Source organism: Rhizobium sp. WW_1 (assembly GCF_003610155.1).
Classification (GTDB): domain Bacteria; phylum Pseudomonadota; class Alphaproteobacteria; order Rhizobiales; family Rhizobiaceae; genus Rhizobium; species Rhizobium tropici_A.
In genome coordinates, this window is the sequence record NZ_RAIN01000040.1 from 1 (window position 1) to 18,629 (window position 18,629).

Genomic DNA, 18,629 nt, shown 5'->3' on the forward strand with positions numbered 1-18,629 from the left:
GGCGATGGCACATTGGAAGGGCGTCGCCGGAATCGACGCCTGATCGCTCAGCAAAATGCCCGATCCGTAGCTCTGGAACTTAACCTGACATCACCATTGCAGTGTCTTCAGCTGTAACCACGACTCTTCCTTCTTAAACATCCTTTCCAATGAACCAGCACCAATCGGTTTAGACGGGCCACTTCCGCATAAACTCAACAAGAAGCGGCGTCGGCAGCAGCGGTCTTGCCAGAGAGCAAACTGACAACCCCAAGCAGGATCGCCACTGCGATATAGACCGGCGCGAGGCCAACCAGTCCGCCAACAAAACCGATGAGGGACGGCACCAACAGAATACCCGAGTGGCCCATTGTAGTTAAAACGCTCAGGCTAACGCCGGCGTTCAGTCCGGGCTGATTGCCGGCTGTCGAAAAGAGAATTGGCGCCAGATTTGCCAATCCAATCCCGCAAAAGGCGAAGGCCGCGATTGCCAGCCACGGCCAGGGGGAGAGACCGACAGCCAGCATGCCGGCGGCCGCGGCAATGCCGGACAGACGGAAAGTCGCGACAGCACCAAAGCGATTGCGGATGCTGTCACCGCCAAACCGCGTGAGCGCCATCGCGCCGGAAAAGCCTGCAAAGGCGAAGCCTGCCGTCGCGGTGTCGGCCAGAAGTTCTTTTTGCAGGTACAGAGCCGACCAATTTAGCACCGAGCCTTCGGCGCTCATCGACAGGAGCGCCATCGCGCCGATAATATAGATCGTCGATTGATTGGGCAGAGTAAAACGGTAACGACTTTCCTGGCGCGGTTGAGCGGTGTCTTCCGCGAGATGGGCGTAAGCCAGCGCTAGCCCGATAGCAGAAAGACCAGCGACAATGACGGCGTGATTGAGAGGGCCGAATGCCTGAATGGCGATGCCGCCCAAGCCGCCCCCTGCGAAGCCGCCGAGGCTCCAGAAGCCATGCGACGACGACATGATCGCGCGTCCCAATTGCTTTTCAATCGCCACGACATTGGCGTTCATGGCAACATCCATGCCACCGATGACGCCACCGAAAACAGTGAGTACGATCGCCGCGATCCAGATATCGGACGTCTGCGCTATCATCGGCAACATAATAACGACCGGCAGAGCAAACAGGCGCAGTGTTTGGCGCGATCCCCAATGAGCGATCAATTGGCCTGCCAGCGTCATGGCAAGCAGCGCGCCGACACCAAAGCAGAAAATCAGCAGGCCAAGCGTAAATTCGCTGATGCCAAGCCTGGAAACGAAGCTCGGAATCTGTGGCGCCCAGCTGCCAACAACAAAGCCATTGATAAAAAATAGGGCCGCCGCCGCGCGGCGGCCAAGTCGGAGCGCGATCAGTCTTTCGTTCGATGTCACGTCGATACCTCCAATCTTCGAAATTCTGCCAGATTGTGCGTTTCAGATTTCACGCCGGCAGCCTCCCCGACATGACGTCTCCGGTTTGTCGAGCGTCTACTGCCGTGCCCCTCATTGGCATCAAGGCCGTTCGGCAGCACAGATGCGGTCAGGCGTGGATTGCTCAGGCCATCAGGTTCGGCCTAATTTTGAAGGCCCGCTCGCGCAGCGGCGCCCGTCAGCCGCCGAACGTCACCGCGCGCCCTGGGAGACCGCCGGCTCGCGTGGGTCGCTCAGTACCGATCGAATCCAGGGCTCAGCCTCCTCGAATGACATTTCAAGCACATCGTCGGCTGTCAGCGTTCGACCATTTGACGATATTCCAGCGCTGGCCGTCTCAAGGACTTTCTCGATGTTCGCAGTGGTCCATAATTTCTCTCGGACAAGTCTCGCGACTTCCTCATTGTGCGGGAGATTATATTTTTCAATTACATAGATGAAACCATGAAGCTTTTGCCACCAGACCTTTATATTGGTCAGAGCGATCCACGTTGTTTCAAGATCGGAATCTACCGACACGATGGGGATAATCGCCACCGGCGCGCGGCTCGTCTTAAGATATCCGACGATGTCGAAGTCGACGCAAAAGTCAAACACGTCCATATTTCGCAGAAGAGCCAGCAGATACTCCCGCTCGAACATCTTGAAGGGACAAGTTACGTCTCCAAGCAACAGGTCAAAATCGAGTAGGGCATGAACGCGCTTCAAAATGTAGTTGGCGTAGGACTCGCTTTCCCTGGTCGTCTGCCATTCGGAGATGCGAGTGGCACGACGGTCCCCGATGGCCGCCTTTTTTCCGTTGCCCACCAGTTCTCGGAGGAAAAGGCCAATCTGCCCAAGATGATTGCTATTGTCGCAATCCGTATACATGACATAGTCATGCCCGTCATGGGCGGCTCGTTGCATTCCATGTAGAATCGCGCCGCCCTTGGTCGAAGACGATGCTCCGTCGAGCTTGGACAAAGGCAATTCGGGCGACGGCAAAGCATCTCGAAGCTTTAGAAGAACGACATTCTTCCACTTAAAAGCGTCAACGATACCGTGAGCGACATCGAGACTGTCCTCGGGGCATTCGTCATCAACAATGTAGATGCTCCAGGTGATTGGCGTATCGCGAAACAACCACTCTAGTTCCGCAACTTTGGCTCGCAAGGCATCTTCACCAGTTGGATTTTCAGGAGAATGCGGTTGCAGACGCCGAACCTCTTTCCAAACCGCGAAAACGACCGCAACGCTGAGTTCATCGGAAACGGTAAGGACGAACCGTCGGGCCTCAGCCAGGAAACTAACGAGCTCCGTGAGGATCTCATCATTTTCGGCAAGCTTGAGGATCGTGTCCCTGTCTTTGATAGACTCAGCTACCAGCGAGTCTGCGATGCGAAATGCATTCGCGCGATAGGTCCACGAGCTTAGGAAACGGACAACATAATCGTTATCGGGAACAATTTTGGTAGTTTTTACAGCGGTCATATCGGCCTAACACTCCAATCTGGTTTTGCGTTGCGATTGCCCTCTAGCAAGACATATGTCGCAGATCGAGGGCCTCGGTTTTGTCGAGCATGAGCGCAAGAACGCGGGGCGGCGTCAGCGGCAGTTCCTGAACATTTTTCCCGGTAGCGTTAGCGACTGCGCCTGCAATCGTGGCGCCGACGTTCAATATCGGGACTTCGCCAGCCCCTTTCGTGCCGAAAGGACCGATTGACGGAGCCCCCTCGTGGAGCACGATTTCGACTGGAATGACGTCCTGAGCCAACGGTACGCGATAGCTTCCGAAACCTGACTGGGAGATTTGCCCATCCGCATCGAGCGTCACCTCTTCGTGAAGGGCATATCCAAGACCCTGGGTGACACCGCCCTGGATTTGCCCATGGATTGCACGCGGATTGAGCGCACGCCCGACATCCTGAACAACCCGGTAGCTCAAGACCTCGACGTGACCCGTGTCGGGATCAACGGCTACCTCGCACTCGTGCACCGCGAACACCGGCATGTCGATCGCATCAAGAAAGTGGCCGGCCGCACAACCCGGCATCGACGGGACACCAGGGCGTGTGAACGAGCCGCTGCCGGATATGGGACCGCTTAGCGACTGAGCGTGCTCGGCAACATTGGCGATCGCGGTGCCGGCTCCTTTCCTTCCGACGATTTCCACACGACCGTTCTGAAGAACCAGGTGCTCGGGACTGGTCTGTAGCATCTCGCTTGCGACATCGAGAATTTTCTTGCGCACCTCGTCGCAGGCGACGGAGGTGGCGGAACCAAGAGAGACCGTCGTCCGCCCCCCACCAACACCAACATCGAAGCCGGCCGCATCGGTATCGGCTGCTTTGACAATGATATCTTCGGGGTGCAGACCCAACTTTGCCGCGACAATTTGCGGCAAAGACTGCATCATCGTTCCCTGGCCGATCTCCACTCCGGCTGTCACAACCGTGGCGCTTCCGTCGGGGTTGAGATTGACGGTCGCCGCGGAAGGTCCGACAAAGACAAACCATGTTCCTACGGTGACTGCTCTGCCGTACAGGCGGCCTTCGGCATCGCTCTTTCTCGATGCTGCGGATTTGGACATCGCTTCCATGCAATCGAGCATCGGACCGAGAACATTTCCCTCAAAGACCTGTCCTGTCGACCCGATATCCCCGTCGCCGAGAACATTCCGCCGGCGGAACTCCAGCGGATCCATCCCGATCGCGCCGCAAATCTCGTCTGTGTGACGCTCAAGGGCAAAGATATTATAAACACCATTGCAGGCGCGAAATGCCCCATTGGGAGCCGTGTGGGTATACACTGCGCGACTTGTCATCTTGACCGCGCCCAGCCGATACCCTGCTCCGAGCGTATGCGCAGTCATCGTCGTTAGATATATCTGCTCGCCCCCATAGGCACCGCAATCCATCAATACTGTCGCTTCACGACCGACGATTTGGCCATCTCCCGTCACAGCGGAGCGGATATGGATGTCAGCGTTCTCCCGGCAAAGGCAGGTCTGGATTTCCTCCTGACGCGAGTTGATTAAAACAACCGTTTGCCCCGTCGCGCGTGCGAGTGCCGCAGCGTAAGGCTCAACGGAGCAACCGTATTTCACCCCAAACCCACCGCCCACGGGGGGCGTTGTAACCCGAACTTGTGACGGAGGCAGGCCGAGGGTCCTTGCCGTCACGTTCTTCACAGTCCAGGGCGCCTGTGTCGAGGCGATGAGATGGATCCGCCCGTCTTCGCAAGAAGCAATGGCGGCGCGAGGCTCCAGTTGCATGTGGATTTGACGACCGACACGGTAGGAGCTTTCTATGATGTGCACGTCATTGCGTGAGAAAGCCGCATCGGTGTCTCCTCGATGGACGGTGGCCTCCCAGGCTATGTTGCCGCCACGCTTGGCACCTTCAGCTTCAAGGATCACGTCATAGTTTTTCCAATCCTCGTGGACGAGCGGCGCATCAGGAGCCAGGGCGTCGGCCATGGTGAGTACCGAAGGAATAGCCTCCAGGCCGACATCGATGGCGGCCGCGGCCTCTTTCGCTTGCTGTAGCGTGTCTGCCGCAATGGCTGCGATTGGTTCGCCGTGATATCGCACGACATCCCCTGCGAACAAAGATTGGTCGGCAATGCCGATGCCGAATTTGCCAGGCGCATCCTGCGCGGTCACGATGGCTCTTACCCCAGGCATTTTCCGCGCGGCAGACGTGTCCAGCTTCACGATCCGCGCAGACGGCACGGTCGCGCGCAAAATGAAGCCATGCAATGTGCCAGGTCCGACCTGATCCACGGTAAAGCGGGTTCGTCCACGCAGTTTATCCCGGGCATCTCGCCTGGCGAAATTCACCACTGCATTCGAAGGTTCTGCGTCCGACATCAGCTCTTCGATCCTTGTTCCTGGCATAGCGCAAGCGCAGCATCGATGATGCGTTCGTAGCCGGTGCACCGGCAGACATTCCCGGTGAGACTACGCTTGATTTCATTGCGTGTTGCAGCCGGTTTCTCCTCGAGAAACTTCGTCAGGCTCATGACCATGCCGGGAAAGCACATTCCGCATTGGACCGCATCGAGATCTTCGAGGGCTTGCTGCAAAGGGGAGAGGTGGTCATCACGCCCCAGCCCTTCGATCGTCACTATCCGCTTGTCTCTGGCTAGGCCTATAGGGATCAGGCAAGACGCCATGGCCACACCGTCGACATGGACCATGCACGCCCCGCAAAAGCCCTCGCGGCACACATCCTTAGCGCCGGTGAGAAACAGGGTATTGCGCAAAACATCCAGAAGCGGCGTCACCACTTCGCCGTCGAAGACGCGCTCTTCACCATTCACATTGATAAGGATCGACATTCTTGCCCCCGACTAGTGTTTCTGTAGTTTTTCGAAGGCGCGTCGCACCAAGGCTGGCAGCACATGCACGCGATACCATCCAGGCACCTCAGGCCCTTCTCGTCCGACAAATTCGCTGGCACGGTCCGACGCGTATTGCTGAATGAGGGGCGAGTTGAATGGGAGACCTGAAATCGCCTCTTCGAGGCTGCTCCATCGTCGCACAGCGGCCTCGACGGATCCGATACCAACGGCGGCATTGCCGATCGATCCGTCCTGCCGTCGCTCGACCGAGACGCTTACAATCGCTACCGGATAGTCACCTGCCTTTCGGAGCGGCAAGCGAGCATGAGCAGAGATTGCATGACGTCTTGGCACGAGAACATGAAGCAACAGAGAGGTGGGCCGGAGTGTATCCCAATTTTTCAGGAAGGCAGCCAAACCCATGCGCCGACGGCCGCCCTCCAGGGTCTCGAGTTCGACCTCAGCATCCTGACAGAGGAGTGCCGGCACAATATCCGCAGCAGAGAAGCCCACGGCACAGAGATTGCCGCCCACTGTTGCGGCTTGGCGCACGGCCGGATTAGCAGAGTCGCCTGCCGCGGCCATCAGGCCACCTAACTGCGGAACCGCCTGAAGGTCACGTGCAAGCTGAGCATGGGTTACGCCGCTACCAATCGTGACGTGAGTATCATTGACCACGACCTGGTGCAGCTCTGGTATCCGCGCGATCGTAACGTAAGCTTGCGCCAACGCCTCGTTACGCAGCGGCGCCCTCATGATCCATGTGCCGCCGGCCATGACTGCCCCACGCGAGCCCAGTTCCGCCAGAATAGCCAAAGAGTGCGCTATTGTTTCTGGTTGATATAGGTCGGTCTTTTGGTGATTTTGCATGCTTTCTCCAGACCTGTGCGAATGAGGTGCTGTGCGATGCCGCTGCCTTTGGAGCGTCAAACACGCCGCTCGAAACCGCCTTGCTGGTCGATAGCCAACAGAAGCGACGCCGTCTCGGCGGCACCGGGCGCCGCGGCCAAGATCGAGCCGCTTTCGGCCCCGCTCTCAATGAAATCTTGAACGACACCACCGGCCTCGCGTACCAACACAAGCCCCGCGATCACGTCCCAGACGCTGGTGCGCGCGTCAGCGTAACCATCCAGCCGGCCGTCTGCGACATGGGCAAGCATCATCGCGGACGAACCGAAGCGGCGGTACTCACAACCGTGATCGAGAATATGGCTGATCTGCTGGGCATGCGCCGCAACGCTTTTGCCCGACGTAAAACCCACTCCGAATACCGACTTGTTAAGCGTCGTGTCTTGATTGACGGAGATAGGTTGACCATTGCGCGTCGCACCCCGACCCACTGCCGCGCTGAACATCTCATCGTTGATGGGATCGAAGATAACGCCAAGCGCCGGTTTACCCTCTATCGTGGCGCCGATCGATACACACCAACTCGGTCGATGGCGCATGAAATTCGACGTGCCGTCGATCGGGTCCAGAATCCAGACGACACGCGCGCCTTCCTTGTCCAGGCCGAATTCTTCACCCAATATGGTATGGTCCGGAAAGGCCTGACGCAGTCGGTTTCGGATCAGTAATTCCACATGCTTGTCCACCGCCGTCACAAAGTCCTGCGGTCCCTTGGTTTCAATTTCCAAGGGCTTGTTCTCGGTCAGGTACGACAATGCGAGCCGGCCAGCGGCCTGAACGGTCGCCTCGGCTACGATTTGCATCAATACGAGCGTTTTCTCTTCTTGCATCATTGCTTCAACACCTCCCTTGTTGATCTTATTCAATGGCTTAGCATTTTATTTCGTCACAAAAGGGTCCTTGGCCCGATATGAAAAGAAGCAAATTTCTTGTCCCATGGGAGCTACGCCGCACGAAACTGGTATTCTGTCACCTGCCGATATATTTCGCCGGGACGCAGCACAGCGTCGGAGAAATGGCTGCGGTTAGGGCTATCGGGATAGCGCTGTGGTTCCACACAGATGCCGCAGTGCTTCCCATATCGAGCGCCGTCGAGTCCCACAGGCGGCCCATTGAAACTCCCGCCGTCGTATAATTGCAGGTGCGGCTCAGTTGTATGGACATCCATGGCCATTCCGGTCTTGCGGCCGTAGAGTGTCGCTGCATGGATCAGTTCTGCGGCCGGCGAAGGCCTCTCTCGCAGGACGAAACCGAGATCGTATTTGACACCCAGCGGATTGCGTAGCGGTCTTGCCCAGTGAAAGTCGAACGGCGTACCGACTGTCGAGCGGATTTCGCCGGTAGGGATAAGGTCGTCATTGACTGGCGTATAGAAATCCGCTTCGACGACGAATTCATGGTCGATTGCGCTTGGAACGGGTGCATTTTCAAACCCGACCGGCAGTTCGAGATTGAAGTATCCATGGCTGGCAAGATTGCAGAGCGTCGGTGCGTCTGTCGTCGCAGTCAGCTCGACACGCAAGGTTGCCGGGGCCAACAGGCGATAGACGCACTGAACACGCAAATTGCCGGGAAAGCCGGCCTCGCCGTCCTCGGATTGGAGCGACATCGTCACCGATGATGCATCGTAACCCTGGAGCGTCCATGGGCGCCGACTGAAGCCCAGGCCGTCGCCGCCGCCATGCAAGGTGTGTTTCCCATCCTGATTGAGCGGCAACTGATGAGCTTGCCCGTCGATTTCAAAGCGGCCCTGAGCGATCCTGTTGGCAAAGCGCCCTGCGATCGCGCCAGCGTGAGCGGTGTCAGCCACATAGTCGTCAATCGTATTGAAGCCAATGACCACCCGTTGTTGGCCCAGAGCGGTTGGGATCAACAGATCACGGACGGCAGCCCCCCAGGTCAGGATTTTCGCCTCTGCACCCGTCTCCGAGCGTAAGGTGACCTCATGGATATCGACGCCGTCGGCTTGCCCAAATACACGATCGTTCATTTCATCTTCCGTCTGTTTTGTGTTCGAAGAAAGAGCCGTGGTCGAAGCTTCCGTCACGGCGAGGCACCACAGGGGCCAGCGTTATCTGCGTGGTCAGTTCAGATATTTGTCCGGGTCCAAGTTGCCGTTCGTTGGTAGGTCGTTCTCGAATGAACCCGCCTCCGGCGCACCAAACACGAGGTTCTGGATCGACGTATTGGCAATCGCATCAGCGTCGTCGATGAATTCGTCCCATGCACCCGGCTCCACAAGGCCGACATGCAAAAACCACCTGGCCGATTCCGTCGGAATCCCGAGCACATGTATCCGATCCTTGACCTCTCCGTTGACCGTGATCGGGTGAAATGGCTTACTGGTCACTTCAGCGCCCCCTACCCCCATGAAGTTTCTAAGGATTCCTGCATCGGCGAGGCTACGAATTACCGGATTCTCATCCAGATCAACGTTCGGCGCCGCAACGTATGCGTCGATGAGAACATCGATCTCGATACTATAGTCTTTGACCTTGTCAGAAGAGGCGACAACAGCCGCTTCTTCAGTTTTGCGAAAAGTCGCAGACGGGCCAAGCAACTCCAGCTTTCCGTATTGAATAAGAGCCAATAGTTGCTTTGCCCGTGTCCGGGAGGGGCCGGACGACAAGAATGCAATCGTCCGCGCCACCTTTGTTATGAAATCATGGTGGGACGAGCGAGTTAGTCCGCCCAAATCCACGGCTTTGCGGATAGTGGGCCTGATATGCCGGAGCACGTCGAGAGCGGCCTTAATCGGATCGTTGAATTCACCACGGTCCGCCCGGGCAACATCCTCGCCAACGACCGAAACAATAGCCCGCCTGAACTCGTCCTGGTTGTCGAAGGACAACCCCTGGAATGGCGCAGCAAGCGCTTCGAGGTCCAGGAGCTTGTCGATGCCATAAGGTCTTGCCAGCTCTGACATCGCATCCATGACGGTGTCCGAGGTCAGCTCCCTTGCGTCGAGCGTCTTGCGAAACTGGCCATATTGATCGGAACCAAGAACCTTCTCGACATAGACAAGGTTCACTTCCGCCGTAATCCACGGCAGGTAGCTGGAACGGAAACATGCCGGACCGTTCGCGCGTATGCTTGCAACGCGCGAGGCTGTGAAGAACTGCGGCACATAAACGAGATTGGCTGGGCGATCGTCTTTGCCACGCACCGGCAATGGAAGCCCGCCTCGCGAGCCGGCGACAATCAGCTTCGGCTCGTTGCCGCTCGGGACGTATTGAAGAGTGCCTTGTTCGACAACATACCTGCCGCCACGACCTATCGTCAGCTCCGACAAGACATCGTAGAAGGAAAGGCCAAGGCCCCTGATACCAATGACCTGTCCACTAAGGTCGAGTGGCAATGACAATCCACTTTGAAAAGTCTCGAGGATGTCAAAAGAGGTCAGGTGCCGTACCGACGAGCCTGCCATGTTCTCCGCATGTTTGCTTTTCTCGCGATGAGGATAGCCCGAGCAAACTATGAGACGGTCGACATGCAGTGCGCTGCGCCCGGATTCAAATGTCAGCTCGTATTGGTCGGTATGTTCGGTGATGTTGACAACCCGATCCTGCACGCGTTCGAGCGACATGTTGTCAGGCAAGTTCAACTCGACCGCATCCAGAACAAACTTCAAATACTTGCCGTAGAGGCCTCTTGGGGCATATCCCGAAGGACCAGGGTAATTGGTATCAACCTGGCGCCACCACTCCATAAATGTCGGCCCATATCCAGGACGCCAAGCACCCTCATCGGGCGCATTCGGGAACATCGTCGCGTTCTTGCAGCGGGTGTTCATGATCAGCCAGTCAGGCTGGTCGGTGCGCCATATCCGGCCACACCCGACCTCCACGCTGTCGATCGCATAAATGACGAGGGGCCGGAGCGTTTGTCTTTCAGTCAGTTTACTGGCGATCCTTTCGATCACTGAAATTCCCCGCGGACCAGTGCCGACGATTGCGATGCGCTCCGGCACCATCTTGTCATTGCTCGGCAGTTTCCATCTGCCGCTTGCATTGACGAACATCTTGCGTATGGCTTCTGTCATCTTGACCTTCATCAGCAGCTGGAGGCTTGCAATTCTTGGATGGGAAACCCGAACATCCTTGGGCAGGTGCGGTTCGGGGCCTTCGCTGACTTCTCGTCAGCTGCTTCCTTCGTGCAGATGGAAATCCCAGCCCAGATACTGGCGAGTTGCGTCAACTATGGCATCGCTGACAGAAGAGAAATTCGCGGCAACATGGTGCTCGAAGCCATTTTCGCAAATATAGCGCAACAACTTTTGCATATCGGGAATTTCGACGACGCCGGCGCCGCCAAAGGTCTCCAACGGATCGTCCGTGAACTTGCCTTCCCCGACATAACCACAGATGCGCCCGGAAGCGTCATCGGTACTCACGCGGATATAGGTCATGTGTCCGGACTTAATTGATCCGTCGACCGTCCCATACGTATTGTCTTTGCCAACGGTGCCAGCAATGATCTCCTGGAAATCCATCCTGTAGTCCTTGAAGAACTCTTTCGGCAGATTGCTGCAGTGGAAACATACGGCCTTATTGGCATTCGCGCCGTAGTTGTTGTTCCAGTCGAGAAGGGCGCTCGGCGTACCAGATGCCAATGCCAGCATATGCATGCCGATCAGCCCGCATACGTCAACTTCGCATGCACTCGACATGAGCTTGGAACTCATCATGCTCATCATGGTGCATGGCACGACGCCGTAGTTTTCTTCCAGCGAGGTCCAACATTGGATCGCGCTGATCGAAACGTCGGCCTCTTTCATCCATTCTTCAGTCACCGCCGCAAGCTTGGCCTGACGTAGAATGGCAGGATGCGGCACACCTTCGACCGAAATGTAGTTCCTGATCGCCTCAAGTTTTTCCGTGACGATCGATGCCCCGTCGTCGAGCCGCGCCACTCTTCCGAGGATTTCTGAAAGATCAAGCGTGACGACTGATATGCCCGCCGCCTCGAGAAGCTTCTCACTGTAGCGAACGGTATTGAAGGCCTGCGGCCGCGCACCGATGGCGCCAATTCGTAACCCCCGCAAGCCAACGACGATGCGACAGGTTGCCGAAAATCGCGAGAGATCCTCTTGGAACTCATCACTGAGCGGATCAACGCAGTGCGATTTCGTGAGAGAATAGCGAATACCGTACTGTCGCAGGTTGTTGCAGGCTGACATTTTTCCGCAGAAGCTATCGCGACGCCAATGAATTGACATTTTCTGCGGATCGTCTGGAGTGGCCTGGATCAGCACCGGAACGTTCAATCCCGAGAGACGAAGTGTGTCGGCAATAGGCCGCTCCTCTCCAAAATTCGGAAGCGTGACGATGATCCCAGCAATGTCTTCTCGATGCTTCTTGAAAAGAGCGGCGCATTTCTTTGCGTCCTCAAAGGACTGGACGGCTCCATGTTGGGTATCTTCAAGGCCGAGGACAACGCATTTGTGGCCAGCCTTTTCTAGGGCGCGGATCATATGATCGCGACCAGTCGCCGCAAGGTGGCCCGGGAAAAAGCCGCGACTCCCGACCACAATACCAAATGTCATCGACTTCACTTTTACGTCCTTCCTGGTTTTCATGTGCATTTTTGAGATTGAATTTCTGGCCGACAGCGAATGCGTGTTTCGGGATTGCTCGAGCAGAAGGTCGGTGTTGAGTAAGATCGTGCGGCGATCGCCGCACCTACGCTTCACGCGGTCAGAACGGCGTCCAGAACTGATATCTGCTCATGCCAATTCAGGCCCTTGCCGAAGGCCTCATCGAAAAGCGCCGACCCGATGGTGAAACCCCATGGCCGTAGCTTTCGCACTTGCTTTAGGCGGTCGAACGTATTGATGCTGCCGGAGATAATGGTTGAGCGCTGGCCAACGGCCCTCAACGCGGCCGAACCAAGTTCACTAGGGTCACCATCCTTGTATCGGTACATCGAGAGGCAAATTCCATCGGCGCCGCTTGCCAATACGCGCTGTCCGTCCCCCACGACTTCCTCGATGCTGCCGTAGAGATAACGGGGGATACCTTCTCTTCGCCCGATAGTCGGGAGATATGCCACTGACGATCCTTGCAGAAGGGAAACGACAGAGGTGTGGAACTGGCACCCAATAAGATATTTGCAATTGTTCGTTATGGAGAATTCGGCGGCACGCAGACAATCGTCTTCCTTTTCTCCAAAGGATTCAAAAACAAGTGTTTTTCCTTTGTCATAGATGTGCTTCGCCAATTCACTCGCGGTATGCATCGAGATGCCCGTGTCCTTGAAGCCCCAGTATTGGGTCGGCGCGTGACTGGATGCCTCGAACGTTTCTCGTGCGTTTGCGACGGTCAAATCATTGTTCGTCAGCATCGCGATTATTTTGACCATTTTACCCTCTCCCTGTTCAGATCGCTTCACTCCAGGGCCCGCGCGATTGTCGCAGCCTTACGCGGGCATACTCCTCCAGTATCCTGCGCAAAGATCTCACCCACGGACATTGACGGTCAGTGATTGGTGAGGATGCCCCAGGTCGGTCCTACCCCCCGAAATACATCAGAAGAGAAGGCGCAACCAAAAAACGAGTCCATAACGAGGTACGTACATCATTATGTTGTGCCCTGTCAACAGAAACAGCGCGCGTCTTAAAGTTCACCCTTAGTATATGAAATATCTATGTTAATATAGACAATACCATACACCCAGCCAGACTTCTCAGCTGGAATCAGGTTGTAAATGGGAAATTACTGACGTAGTTTTGAGGTAATATAGATCATTAATGCTATGCGTACCTCATATCGTGAATGTCCGCCAGCATTCCGCCGAGGGCCTGGGTCGGGAGGTGAGTTCCGTTGAGGGCCTTTTGTGATTGCCTTGGACAAGGACCAATTCAGCCGATCCAAGTCGCTCCGATATGACCGTTAGGCTCATAAATGCTCAAGGAGGACGCATGACGATTCACCTTTTCGATCTCACAGGGAAACGTGCGCTGATCACAGGTTCCTCACAGGGAATCGGCTTGGCTCTAGCGCGCGGCCTGGCCGCGGCAGGCGCGGAGATCATTCTGAATGGCCGCTACCCGGCAAAACTCGAAGCTGCCGCACAAATTGTTGGAACGTCTCACACGCTTGCTTTCGATGCGACGGACCATGCGGCCGTACGCGCCGCCATCGACACCTTCGAAGCAGAGACCGGGGCAATCGATATCCTCGTCAACAACGCCGGCATGACGCATCGTGCGCCTCTGGAAGATTTTCCTGCCGATGCTTTCGATCAGCTGTTGAAGACAAACATCTCGTCGGTCTTCAATGTCGGGCAAGCCGTTGCGCGCCATATGATTGCGCGCGGCGCAGGCAAAATCATCAATATAGCCAGCGTTCAGACTGCACTCGCTCGCCCTTGCATCGCGCCCTATACCGCGACCAAGGGCGCGGTCGGCAACCTCACCAAGGGGATGGCGACCGACTGGGCGAGACACGGTCTGCAATGCAACGCGATTGCTCCCGGCTATTTCGATACACCGCTGAATGCTGCACTTATCGCCGACCCGGCCTTCTCAGACTGGCTGGCAAAGCGTACACCGGCTGGCCGCTGGGGAAAACTCGAGGAGCTGGTTGGCGCCTGCATCTTTCTGTCCTCCGACGCCTCTTCTTTCGTTAATGGGCACGTCCTATACGTGGACGGCGGAATGACCGCCTCACTCTGAGTTGCTGCACCGCAACGTCTAACGGAGAATCGCCTCTGCGGAAGCCCTGAGAGGCTGCCTCTGAGTCGCACACAAAGTGATGGCCAGGCCGTAAATTGATTGGGGCAAACACCGGATAGGTCCTTCCAGACCTTGATCGTCAACGCGATTGAGATAGCTTAAGTCTTTGATTTAAGAACTGGAGTGATTTTAACGTGCGCCCTACGGTACAAGATGTGGCGAGGCATGCCGGCGTCAGCCTCGCTACAGTTGATAGGGTGCTCAATCAGCGCCCAGGAGTACGCGAGAAGACGATTGCGAAGGTCGAGGCTGCGATAGCGGCTCTTGGGTATATCAGGGATGTTTCTGCTGCGAATTTGGCAAAAGGGCTGGCCTATCACTTCGCCTTCGTCATTCCTGAGGGTTCCAATAGCTTCATGCGTGGCCTGGAGGCCGAAATCGAAGCTGTAAAGCAGCATTCAACTGCTGAGCGTACCGAGATATCGATATACAAGGTCCCTCCCTTTGATGGCCCAGCGCTAGCGGCGACCTTGGACGGCCTAGACCCCAAGCGCTACTCCGGTGTGGCGGTAGTCGCGACCGAAGCTGTAGCCGTTCGTGATGCTCTGGCTCGGCTACGCCGAAACAATGTGCCCGTGGTCACGCTCGTTTCAGATGTTCCTGCTTTTCAATCCGATGCTTATGTTGGCATCGACAATGTCGCCGCTGGACGAACCGCCGCCAGACTTATGGGCAAGTTTCTAGGCGGGAGACCAGGTAAGATTGCATTGGTAGCGGGATCCATGCTGGTGCGCGACCATGTGGAGCGCCGCATGGGCTTTGAGCAGATTATCCGTAGCGACTACGCACATGTGCACTGCCTGCCTGTCATAGAGGGAAAAGACGACAGCCGCATAGTTCACGAGTATTTGAGCGAATGCTTGCAGACACACGCCGACGTGGTCGGCGTCTACAATATGGGCGCCGGAAATCGTGGTCTCATCGAAGTTCTGTCTGCCGACACGCACAAGGAACGCGTGGTCATTGCACACGAGCTGACAGAACATACTCGTCGAGCACTCAACGCAGGAATCCTTGATGCAATAATTCATCAAGACGCAGGCCATGAGGTGCGCAGCGCGCTCCGCATTTTAAAAGCAAAAATCGAAAAGACCCCCCTGCTAGCCGGCCAAGAGACAATTCGCATTGAGATATACCTAAACGAGAACCTCTCGTAAGCCCGATGGACCTAGTTTGCACTTCCGACATTTGTCATTCCGCTCAATCGACGAGGGTTATTACCAAACCCGCGAATGGCCGCCTTGATAGGATTCGAACTTGAGATCCGGCAAATCCTAGGTCGCGTTACCCTTTGAAATTGCGGGGACTTCGGCAACCAACGGTGCAGGAGGGCAGACGAGAACGCTGACTGTCTTTATGATTGTTTGTCGTTTCGAGCGCGTATCGACTGGGTTACGCAGCCGCAGCTTGCCTAGTGCCCCCGTCAGTGGGTCGATCGACGGAGATCCGAGGCCAGACCAGGAAGTCATCCATCAAGAGCGGGATCGGGACGCCTACGAACGGGGCCGGCGCTGGCCACTAACTTTTGCCAGAAGCGTAGGCTTCTAACGACGCGGAACGCCGCGCACCGACCCGGCCCGGATTGCAGCCGCCGCCTCGGCCGCGATGCGCGACATGAATTTGCGAGAAAACTGCCCGAGAGGCTTCGGATCCTCGATCGCCCAGGACGTGGCTAGGTCATCGGTATTGAACTCGTCGACGATGACCCAGGCGGGGGTGTAGAGCTTCGCACGGCGGGCTTCCGTCTCGGGTATTTGAACGGCGCGGGCGCCGGCTGCGGGCGACTGGCTGGTAATCGGGAACAGCAGCGGTTTCGGCCTTCCATCCCTGCCGGCGAGGATCAACATCACGCAGGTTGGCCGAGCCTTGCGGCCGCTTTCTTCCCCACGTTCATGCTGGCGGGCCCAGAGATACGAGTAGAGTATGATGTCCCCGTGCCGGGCATCAGTCATCACGGCCGCCATCGCGCGCGACGACGTCGAGGCCAGCCAGGATCTCGTCACGCTCGGCGCCGACGAGATCCTCAACCCGCTGTGCCCGCTGCGCGGTGCTGGCGGTCAGACGATCAAACTGCTCGGCCGTGAGCAGCACGAATTTGCGCTTGCCACGCTTGGTAATGTCGACCGGACCGCGAAACGCTGCTTCAACGACCTCACCGGAACGGTTTCCAAGATCGGTCAGGGAAAAGCTCGCCATATCTGATCTCCTTGCTTTGTCCAGCTAAAATAGGTGAATTAGCTGTTTTCGACAAGTGGGCAAAACGCCCCAGACCGAAAGAACTGCCTCACTGGCTTTGCCGCCTCTAACCCGCATTGGTCGTTCCGGACCTCATCGCGATGGACGATAGACCTCGGTATTATCCTGCCGCTCCCGGAGTCCCTTGTATGAAGCGTGACGCAGTTTGCCGTCATCGGTCCAAGCGCGATACTCGATCTCGGCAATCAGTGTCGGCTGAACCCAGACGACACCGCGCTGTTTCAGCGCGATCGGCGCCCGGGATGTCTTGAGCTTGTCCAGATTCTTGCGAAGCCTGGTCGCATCTCGTTCATTAAAGCCCGTTCCGACGTTGCCGACGTAAACAAGATCGTGGCCTCGATAGGCCGCGAGAAACAAATTGCGGATCCCACCGTGTGCAACAGCGGATGGCTCATAGCCAACGATGAAAAAGCTGTCGCTCTGGAAGAGAAGCCAAGATTTCATCAATAAACATCGTTGTGGGCGTTTGCCGGGTGCTTGCACTACTTCCGAATTTTTGACATCCCCAGAACTCAAATAGTGGGGTCGGTGGTTCAAATCGGTTCAAGACCAAGGGTTTGCAAAACCTACCCGAAGGCCTTTGGACGTGCGACATCGGTATTTAATGGGGCGCATTGATCGGTATGTGCAGTGAAGCGCCAGCTTTTTCGGCGACCGCGCGAAGCCGCTTGTCTCTGGTCCACAGAGACGCGCACTGGTCAAGGAGGACGGACGCCAGCAAGTGGGCATCGGTGTAGCCAATGCCCATGCTGAAAATGCTGTGTCGATCGATCATGATTTCGTCGTGCGTTGCGACGACCGCGCCGCGCTGGGCCATCAGAAACGTAATCACACTAACGCGATCTCGCAGGCTGCCAAGCGCCAGTTCGCCGACTACGACCGGGTGGCAAAGCAAACGATCCTCTTCAATAATCCTTCGCAACTCGGTGTCGCCATGGCGGAAATGATCAATCCAGATCGAGGTATCTGCTAGTATCAGTTGACGGCTGTGCTCCGGTGGCGTGGTGCTGACTCGGCATCGGAAATGGTCCCTCCGAGCGCGACGAGGCGCTTTCCGGACTCGACACGAACAAGCGTCTCCAATGCCTAGCGGACGAGCGCCGCTGTTTCCTGAGTACCAGTCAATGGTCTCGCCTTGTCCATGAGTGCGTCGTCAAGATTGGTAGTTGATCGCATGATCTGCTTCCTTTTTTAGGCACTTAGAATAGCACCATTTGGTGACGAAATCTACGCTCTATTCCTGCCCATAGAGCGCCGCGTGCAGGCCGGAGCAGCGGCGGAACCTGTGTTGGTTCAAGAGCAAGCCGACTACTGCGGGCTTGAGGTACGCCTAGCCAGCGCTGCCTGGATAAGGCGTAATCATGAGGATGCCCGCAACGCCTTTCGCACCTTCCGCGACAGCTCATCGACAGTCGCCAGAACTCGGGTCATCTGCGACAGCGTCGATGTAAGCTTTGGGGCATACAGGCAGGGCACTACTGCCTGACGAGGACATCGCGTTTGATCATGGCAATCGAAACTTGCATGAACCAACCCCCGAAACACCGGGGCGCATCAACTTCGCCGGGCACATCGGCAGTCCCGCAAGGATGTATGCGAGACGGTACATGCCTTAAGCAGAGAAGGCCTCACCAGCTCGGACATTGCACGTCGTACAGGATATGGCCGACGAAGCGTTCCTCACCCCAGTGTTGGAAGGATGGTAACCGCCGTGGGCGGCATTTGTTTCATGACATAAAGCACCGAGGATACACCGGCAGCTTTTCTAATCTGGAGTGCCTCCTGGCAGCTTGGCGCCGCGCCGAGAAGCCGGAAAAGGAAAAGGGTGATGCGGCGCCGGCTTGGATTGGGCGCACCGGCAGAACATATGACAATGCGCCTGTGCGTGATCCGCAAACCAGTCATTTGGGTGATGTCAGGTTAACTTGGGCTGAAGGGTTTGCGGCTATTTCGCTGTGATGAGCAAGAGCCCGGTCAGTTACAAGCGCCATCGCTTTCCTCCC

15 protein-coding genes and 3 pseudogenes are annotated in these 18,629 nt (G+C 56.6%); 3 read left to right on the forward strand and 15 right to left on the reverse strand.

The features are described from left to right. Positions 1–194 precede the first annotated feature (194 nt). The 10 genes from BJ928_RS37660 to BJ928_RS37705 form a co-directional block, all read right to left on the reverse strand. A complete protein-coding gene (locus BJ928_RS37660; RefSeq protein ID WP_052228079.1) occupies positions 195–1,364 on the reverse strand; it encodes an MFS transporter in 1,170 nt (389 codons plus the stop codon). A gap of 231 nt (positions 1,365–1,595) precedes the next feature. Beyond that, positions 1,596–2,873: a glycosyltransferase gene (locus BJ928_RS37665; RefSeq protein WP_047637065.1), complete on the reverse strand. Its 1,278-nt coding sequence runs from the start codon at positions 2,871–2,873 to the stop codon at positions 1,596–1,598. A gap of 43 nt (positions 2,874–2,916) precedes the next feature. Next, positions 2,917–5,253 (reverse strand): xanthine dehydrogenase family protein molybdopterin-binding subunit, encoded by a 2,337-nt coding sequence (locus tag BJ928_RS37670; protein WP_047637066.1) that lies wholly within the window; start codon positions 5,251–5,253, stop codon positions 2,917–2,919. Then, positions 5,253–5,723, reverse strand: coding sequence for a (2Fe-2S)-binding protein (locus BJ928_RS37675; RefSeq protein ID WP_047637068.1), 471 nt, complete (start codon positions 5,721–5,723; stop codon positions 5,253–5,255). The genes BJ928_RS37670 and BJ928_RS37675 overlap by 1 nt, the downstream gene beginning before the upstream one ends. Positions 5,724–5,735: 12 nt before the next feature. Further along, positions 5,736–6,596 (reverse strand): FAD binding domain-containing protein, encoded by an 861-nt coding sequence (locus tag BJ928_RS37680; protein WP_047637071.1) that lies wholly within the window; start codon positions 6,594–6,596, stop codon positions 5,736–5,738. A 56-nt stretch (positions 6,597–6,652) separates the two neighbouring features. Further along, positions 6,653–7,501: an inositol monophosphatase family protein gene (locus BJ928_RS37685; protein WP_147413989.1), complete on the reverse strand. Its 849-nt coding sequence runs from the start codon at positions 7,499–7,501 to the stop codon at positions 6,653–6,655. Positions 7,502–7,578: 77 nt separating this feature from the next. Further along, positions 7,579–8,625: an aldose epimerase family protein gene (locus BJ928_RS37690; RefSeq protein WP_047637072.1), complete on the reverse strand. Its 1,047-nt coding sequence runs from the start codon at positions 8,623–8,625 to the stop codon at positions 7,579–7,581. Positions 8,626–8,718: 93 nt separating this feature from the next. After that, the gene (locus BJ928_RS37695; protein WP_183079519.1) at positions 8,719–10,677 is read right to left on the reverse strand and encodes an FAD/NAD(P)-binding protein; all 1,959 of its coding nucleotides are present in this window, start codon (positions 10,675–10,677) and stop codon (positions 8,719–8,721) included. A 96-nt stretch (positions 10,678–10,773) separates the two neighbouring features. Beyond that, positions 10,774–12,180, reverse strand: coding sequence for an L-fucose/L-arabinose isomerase family protein (locus BJ928_RS37700; RefSeq protein WP_082012070.1), 1,407 nt, complete (start codon positions 12,178–12,180; stop codon positions 10,774–10,776). A gap of 143 nt (positions 12,181–12,323) precedes the next feature. Then, positions 12,324–12,995 carry a hypothetical protein gene (locus BJ928_RS37705; protein ID WP_047637075.1) on the reverse strand — a complete coding sequence of 224 codons (672 nt, stop codon included), beginning with the start codon at positions 12,993–12,995 and terminating at the stop codon, positions 12,324–12,326. A 559-nt stretch (positions 12,996–13,554) separates the two neighbouring features. Between BJ928_RS37705 and BJ928_RS37710 the strand changes: the two genes are divergently transcribed. Together BJ928_RS37710 and BJ928_RS37715 are read left to right on the forward strand one after the other, a co-directional pair. Continuing rightward, entirely contained in the window at positions 13,555–14,310 is a 756-nt protein-coding gene (locus BJ928_RS37710; RefSeq protein WP_047637078.1) for an SDR family oxidoreductase, read from the forward strand. Between the two features lie 194 nt (positions 14,311–14,504). Then, complete coding sequence (locus BJ928_RS37715; protein ID WP_047637079.1) at positions 14,505–15,527, forward strand: LacI family DNA-binding transcriptional regulator; 1,023 nt, start codon at positions 14,505–14,507, stop codon at positions 15,525–15,527. Between the two features lie 387 nt (positions 15,528–15,914). Here the strand turns inward: BJ928_RS37715 and BJ928_RS37720 are convergent, their stop codons facing one another. The 5 genes and pseudogenes from BJ928_RS37720 to BJ928_RS37740 all read right to left on the reverse strand — a co-directional run bounded on the left by BJ928_RS37720 (position 15,915) and on the right by BJ928_RS37740 (position 17,802). Continuing rightward, positions 15,915–16,322, reverse strand: a complete 408-nt coding sequence (locus BJ928_RS37720) for a hypothetical protein (RefSeq protein ID WP_047637089.1) — start codon at positions 16,320–16,322, stop codon at positions 15,915–15,917. Continuing rightward, the gene (locus BJ928_RS37725; RefSeq protein WP_047637081.1) at positions 16,315–16,566 is read right to left on the reverse strand and encodes a type II toxin-antitoxin system prevent-host-death family antitoxin; all 252 of its coding nucleotides are present in this window, start codon (positions 16,564–16,566) and stop codon (positions 16,315–16,317) included. Before BJ928_RS37725 ends, BJ928_RS37720 begins: the two co-directional genes overlap by 8 nt. A 132-nt stretch (positions 16,567–16,698) precedes the next feature. After that, positions 16,699–17,049, reverse strand: a pseudogene (locus BJ928_RS37730) (ATP-dependent DNA ligase); the annotation flags it as partial. 178 nt (positions 17,050–17,227) lie between these two features. Then, the gene (locus BJ928_RS37735) at positions 17,228–17,605 is read right to left on the reverse strand and encodes a type II toxin-antitoxin system VapC family toxin (protein ID WP_082012071.1); all 378 of its coding nucleotides are present in this window, start codon (positions 17,603–17,605) and stop codon (positions 17,228–17,230) included. Then, positions 17,602–17,802: pseudogene (locus tag BJ928_RS37740) on the reverse strand (type II toxin-antitoxin system VapB family antitoxin). The gene BJ928_RS37735 and the pseudogene BJ928_RS37740 overlap by 4 nt, the downstream one beginning before the upstream one ends. 379 nt (positions 17,803–18,181) lie before the next feature. Between BJ928_RS37740 and BJ928_RS39680 the strand changes: the two are divergent. Then, positions 18,182–18,447, forward strand: a pseudogene (locus tag BJ928_RS39680) (ISL3 family transposase); the annotation flags it as partial. Positions 18,448–18,629 lie beyond the last annotated feature (182 nt).